We start from the raw sequence: 5,569 nt of genomic DNA on the forward strand, positions 1-5,569 counted from the left end.
AGACGCACAGGCAAGCTCACTGACTTCGATGTGATAAATGATAGCTAATCATTTATCAATGAGAGATACAAGGCGCAAAGCTTGCTCGCGCGAAAAGCGAAGCTTTTAAATTAAATAAAACAAATATCAGTTTTAATGTTCACTATAAAACTGATAGGTTATTATTACTGTTTTTATCAATGGTTACTTTTCGTGGCAAATAAAGTTATACAAAAAATAATTGAGTATTTACATCAAAACACCGACATTGATGTAGTTTGGCTATATGGCTCCCACGCAAAAGGGACAGCCCAGCCCCATAGTGACATTGACTTAGCCATAGCATTTAAAAACTTTGATCTGGAATCGTTCGATAAGCGCCTTAGGCCAAAAGAGCTTGAGCTTGAAATAAGTAATGCACTTAACCTTAATGAACAACTTATTTCGATTGTTGATATAAATATTATTCCAAGTTATTTAGCTTTCAACGTTATTGAATATGGAAAAATAATTATAAGCAATAATAGTGTTAGAGCGATGAAAGAGCAGCAGCGTATATATAGCCAGTTCGAATTTGAAACCATAGCGAGTAAACATGACTGATACCGGAATTACACTTTATTTAAGTGAAGTAACACGCCATATTGACGAATATATACAAGAACTCGACGAACTCAGTCAAATCGATTCACTTAATAGCAGAGACTACCGAGCTGCAGAGCGATTACTACAGTTAATGACCGAGGTGTGTATTGGTTTATCAAAGCATTGGCTAAAGCAGCACAAAAGTAGTACCAGTAGCAACGCCTATCAAACATTTAGCGAACTTACTAATTTAGGCTTTTTGAGCGAGGCGGAACTACTTTCATGGCGTAAAATTATAGGCTTACGAAATGCACTTGTTCACGATTACTTAAATATTGATCAAAGTATCGTAAAAACAATCATTAAAAAGCAACACTACATAACTATGCACGCATTTAGTATTAAAGCGATTACAGAGCTAAACAAAGATTCATAGATAAAACCTCACCTACATTAATTAAACCACCACTCTCATCAAAACCGTAGGCGCGATTTTACATCGCGCTTTGGCTTTTAAATAAGGCTAAGCTAAACACCTGTAGGCGCTCAGCTTGCTCGCGCGAAAAGCTGTAGGCGGGAGTTTACCTCGCGCTTTTGGTTTGTAATTTAAAATATATGCGCTTTTAAAGGACTTTTTAACCGCTTAGAATATTCACGATTAAGATTAGGAAATTGCTTATACATCATCGTTTTTAATTGCTTTTCAGATAACTTATTACAGAGAAATTCTTGCTCAGCAAGCATTATATTCTTAAGTAACGCTCTCCCTGCTTGCGTATCCATTAAAAAGTAAATTGCAGCCCAACTGCTTGCATACAGCTTGCTGGTATCACCTTTTTTCCACGAGTCATCTAAACCCACTAACGAATCAATTAAAAATACACTTTTAGTAATATTATTATTTTTCGTCCATGAACTATTAGACTCAATAATAGCCATTTGCATATTATTTTTAGTAAGCTCAAAGTATTCAGCAAATCCCTCATTAAACCATCTAGGGGTATAACCTAAAACTGCTTTATTAATGGCATGCACTGCCTCATGTACGGCGGTTCGCATTGCACTGTGTGCATTATCATAATGAATAAAAGCAGAGTTACTCGCGTGAAAATACATACCCGCAGTGTTTGTAGGGTCAGCACTGCGTTGCTTAATTACGGCTTCATAAGCGCCGCGCGTAGGCAATACCGTTAAATTAAGCTTTACCTTTTTAAGTGCATGCACGCCAATAATCTGTCCATATACTTTAAATACAGTATTGAGTTTTATGCGTAACGCTTGGTTAAATGACGAAGGTAAATTAGGCGTATTTAAAGTGAGGTCAAAGTAATCTAACGGTTCAATAAAACCAGTATCGTAAGTTGCTACCGCAAAATCCGGTTTTTTGTCACTAAAATGCGGCACACCGTCACTGTCTGTCCACGTAAATATATCGCCATTACGTTTATATTTAACCTGCCCTAACGATACATCCACGCAGCGCGTATTGTTAGCTTGCGATAAATGATTATCGGCAGGTACTGATACATTTTGTAAAGTAGCCGTACTTATATTTTTGAGCTGTTTAGTTGCTAACGGTTCAGTAACTACCTGCGACGATAAACTACTATAAATTCGTTTAACCTCGCCTATAGGATCATGATAATTAAATACCCGCCCAGTAAAATGATTAGCAATGAGCGCCGATGCAATTAGCAGCACAAAAAATACAAACACCACGCGTAATTTTGTTTTAAACATATTTATGGGCGCCCTTGCCACTGTGCTTCAAACAACTCTTTTTGCTTACCCCGATACTCGCTACACCATACAAAATCGGCCGACTCCATCCCTTTTTTACGGCAACGTTTAGGCAATTTATAAAATTTTGACCAAGCATCAAGCTTAGCGGCACCTTTATAGCTATCGCTGTGCAAAGACATGTTTGACACTTTTTGATTGAGTAACCAATTGCTATTAGGCGTACGAGTTGGGGTAGAAGAAGTAGCCTGATAAGCGCTACCACTCTTTTTAGGTTTACGGCAGTGATTAGCAAGTAAGGTAAATAGCGCTTTATCGCGCGCAGTTAAACGCTCACCTTCTTTATTACTGTAGCCACTTCTAAATTGAGAGCGAATAGCTTCGCGCTGCTTTTTAATGCTATCGCATTGGGCTTGTGTGTAAGCCTCACCAGCTTGAGGGAAAGTTGTAAATACGCTAATAAATACCAGTACAACCCATTTAATCATTATTCATTCCCTGAATTAAAACTTTAAAAGAGTGTACCTATAAATGTGAAAAAACACATCAACATTACTAATCCAAAAAGCAAAAATTAAAGCTGTGGGTGGGAGTTCACCTTGTGCCTGGTTTTTAAAAAGCACCCGCGAGGTATAAAACCTCACCTACAATAATTAAACCACCGCACTCAACAAACCCGTAGGTGCGAGTTTACATCGCGCTTTGGCTTTTAAATAAGGCCAAGCTAAACACCTGTAGGCGCTCAGCTTGCTCGCGCGAAAAGCGAAGCTTTTAAATTGTAGGTACGATTTTACCTCGCGCTTTGGCTTTATAAAAACACCATGCGAGGTATAAAACCTCATCTACAACAATTAAACACCTATTCGCCTTACATGGTGAGGCGAATAACAATTTAATTGCCTCATTTTTGCAGGCATGTTACTTACTGACACAGGCACTAAAGCTTTCAAGTTGTAGGTGGGAGTTTATATCGCGCTAATGCTGGCAATCAAAATACACGTATTTATTTTTTCGAACCTAAATCAACTTAAATAAATGCATCCATATTTGATAGTTGTATTATTTGCTCACTCAGCTTATTTGCAGCGTTATTAATTATTTTTATGCATAAATCAATGTGTGCTAATTCAGCAGTAGATAAGTTATTTTTAACAGCAGAAACTTTAGCCGTATCAATTGCGGCTAATACAGAGTCAACAGTTTGACTTATAAGTAGTTGCATCCGTGGTAGCCCACCCAAAAGTCAAACATAACTTACTTTTAAGTTTGAATGTATATTCATCAACTATAAGTAAATCTTACTTTACTTATAGGCAGTAAAATAAAACCCAACCCCATAAGTAAAACATAAGTTACTTATGGGAAGTTAATGATATTTTGAGCTTAATAGCCAAGCTAAACACCTGTAGGCGCTCAGCTTGCTCGCGCGAAAAGCGTAGCTTTTAAATTGTAAGTGGGGGGTCTATCTCGCATTTTTTGAACTTAAGCAGTATTCTTATTCGGTACTTCAATGATATTCTAAGCAAATACATGATTGAAAGGACGCCTCATGATTCTAAAAGATAAAACCCTCATCAGCAGCAACTCAGCTAAAATACAAGCAGGTCAAAAGCAAGAACTCGACGTTGCCTTTTATTTACGCCGCGCCTTTAAAGATCATAGTCAGGTATTTGTGTTTAACGATGTGAAATTTAAACACAATGGCGAAACCGCACAAATAGACCACCTAATCGCATACACCTATGGCTTTATTCTCATCGAATCTAAAAGCATTACAGGGGAAGTAACGATTAATGAACATCAAGAATGGAGTCGCAGTTATCGCGGTAACTGGCAAGGTATGCCATCGCCAATAAAACAGGTTGAATTACAACTAGAACTGTTAAAAAGCCTAATGCGCGACAATGTACCTAACTTACTCACTAAATTATTTGGCAAACTTCAACAGGGGTTTGGTGGCAGAGAGTGGCATAGTATTTGTGCCATATCGAGCAACGCTATTATCAACCGAAAAAACACACCAAAAGCAATTGAAGATCGATTAGTTAAATCCGAATTTATAACTGATAAATTACTCGAAATAATGAAGCTTCCTGCGTCTAAACCTAATGCGTTTCACCTTTTTACAACAAACGTTCGACCGTGGTTCAGTGAAGAAACACTCGATAGAATTTGCCAATTTATTTTAGAGCAAAATATATCGCCTAACTTACAAGAGCCTTCATATGTATCTGCGGAAATAAGCGAACCAGAATCTGTTTACGATGATACTTTAATCGCTTCTGAGCAAACCATTACTGAACAAGTAAAACCTAAAACTGATCTAATCAAAGAGATAACATTAGCTTGTAAGCAATGTAATAGCTCGACCAATTTGCAGCCTCTTTCTGGACGCTATGGTTACTTTGTAAAATGCGGTAATTGCAATGCAAATACGCCAATGAAATCAGCATGCCCTGAGTGTTCAAGTAGCAATACTAAAACAAGTAAACGTAAAGAAAATTACTCTTTAGTATGCAAAGATTGTGAGATAAGTACGCTTATTAAGCTTTAGCACTTGTAGGTGCGATTTTACATCGCACTTTCTCTTTAGTAACTAGCTCTTTAGTAACTAACTCATAATTCCCAATCAACGCTACAAAGCTCACCCAAACACCTGTAGGCGCTCAGCTAGCTCGCGCGAAAAGCCGTAGGCGGGAGTTTACCTCGCGCTTTTGGTTCTTAATTTCAAAATAATTTACTTATATCGCGTTCGCGATGGCAACCAAAGGGCGGTCTTCTTCAAATAAGCTCTGCTGCTAATAATTCATCCCTGAAGCCGGGTTCCTGTCAGCATCCATGCTTCCACTTCCTCAAGCTGCAAAGCTACGCTTTGGTCATTCGTCACCCACAGCGCCCCTCAATTTCACTTATCTTTAAACACTAAATTAATATGAACGTAAACGCGATGAAAGCACAACTTTCACATCCCTGTACGCTGCCCAGTTCGGGTATCCCTACCCTCTCGTTCAAAACTACGTTTTTCACCCATGTACAAACATCGCTTTCCTCGAATTGCCTAAAGGGATTTAGGGACTTGAAATTTGTCGGGAACAAAATTCCGCCACGCGAGGTAATTACTCATTAATTATGTGTTTTCAGGTGAAGTTGGAGGGGGAAATATCTGAGCAGCGTTCTTAAAATTTACTGTAGATACCATCTCTCATTTTAAGCTTCAAGGTCGTATTTAACTTTCTTGGAGCTTAAACGCTTCTTGGTTTTTTAT

Annotated in this window: 6 protein-coding genes; 3 read left to right on the forward strand and 3 right to left on the reverse strand. The window is 38.1% G+C overall.

Translation table 11 applies throughout. The annotated features are described in order from the left end of the window. Positions 1-192 precede the first annotated feature (192 nt). Complete coding sequence (gene mntA / locus I6F53_RS19760) at positions 193-582, forward strand: type VII toxin-antitoxin system MntA family adenylyltransferase antitoxin (protein WP_197240890.1); 390 nt, start codon at positions 193-195, stop codon at positions 580-582. After that, entirely contained in the window at positions 575-1,000 is a 426-nt protein-coding gene (gene hepT, locus I6F53_RS19765; protein ID WP_166419874.1) for a type VII toxin-antitoxin system HepT family RNase toxin, read from the forward strand. Before mntA ends, hepT begins: the two co-directional genes overlap by 8 nt. Before the next feature lie 170 nt (positions 1,001-1,170). On the opposite strand, the gene I6F53_RS19770 is transcribed toward hepT, so the two are convergent. The 3 genes from I6F53_RS19770 to I6F53_RS19780 all read right to left on the reverse strand — a co-directional run bounded on the left by I6F53_RS19770 (position 1,171) and on the right by I6F53_RS19780 (position 3,526). Beyond that, complete coding sequence (locus I6F53_RS19770; protein WP_197240891.1) at positions 1,171-2,304, reverse strand: DUF1570 domain-containing protein; 1,134 nt, start codon at positions 2,302-2,304, stop codon at positions 1,171-1,173. A gap of 2 nt (positions 2,305-2,306) precedes the next feature. Beyond that, positions 2,307-2,792, reverse strand: coding sequence for a hypothetical protein (locus tag I6F53_RS19775; RefSeq protein WP_166419876.1), 486 nt, complete (start codon positions 2,790-2,792; stop codon positions 2,307-2,309). Between the two features lie 539 nt (positions 2,793-3,331). After that, a complete protein-coding gene (locus tag I6F53_RS19780; protein WP_197240893.1) occupies positions 3,332-3,526 on the reverse strand; it encodes a hypothetical protein in 195 nt (64 codons plus the stop codon). Positions 3,527-3,853: 327 nt separating this feature from the next. Between I6F53_RS19780 and I6F53_RS19785 the strand changes: the two genes are divergently transcribed. Beyond that, positions 3,854-4,858 (forward strand): nuclease-related domain-containing protein, encoded by a 1,005-nt coding sequence (locus I6F53_RS19785; RefSeq protein WP_197240892.1) that lies wholly within the window; start codon positions 3,854-3,856, stop codon positions 4,856-4,858. Positions 4,859-5,569 lie beyond the last annotated feature (711 nt).

The organism is Pseudoalteromonas sp. SWN29 (assembly GCF_015864465.1).
Taxonomy (GTDB): domain Bacteria; phylum Pseudomonadota; class Gammaproteobacteria; order Enterobacterales; family Alteromonadaceae; genus Pseudoalteromonas.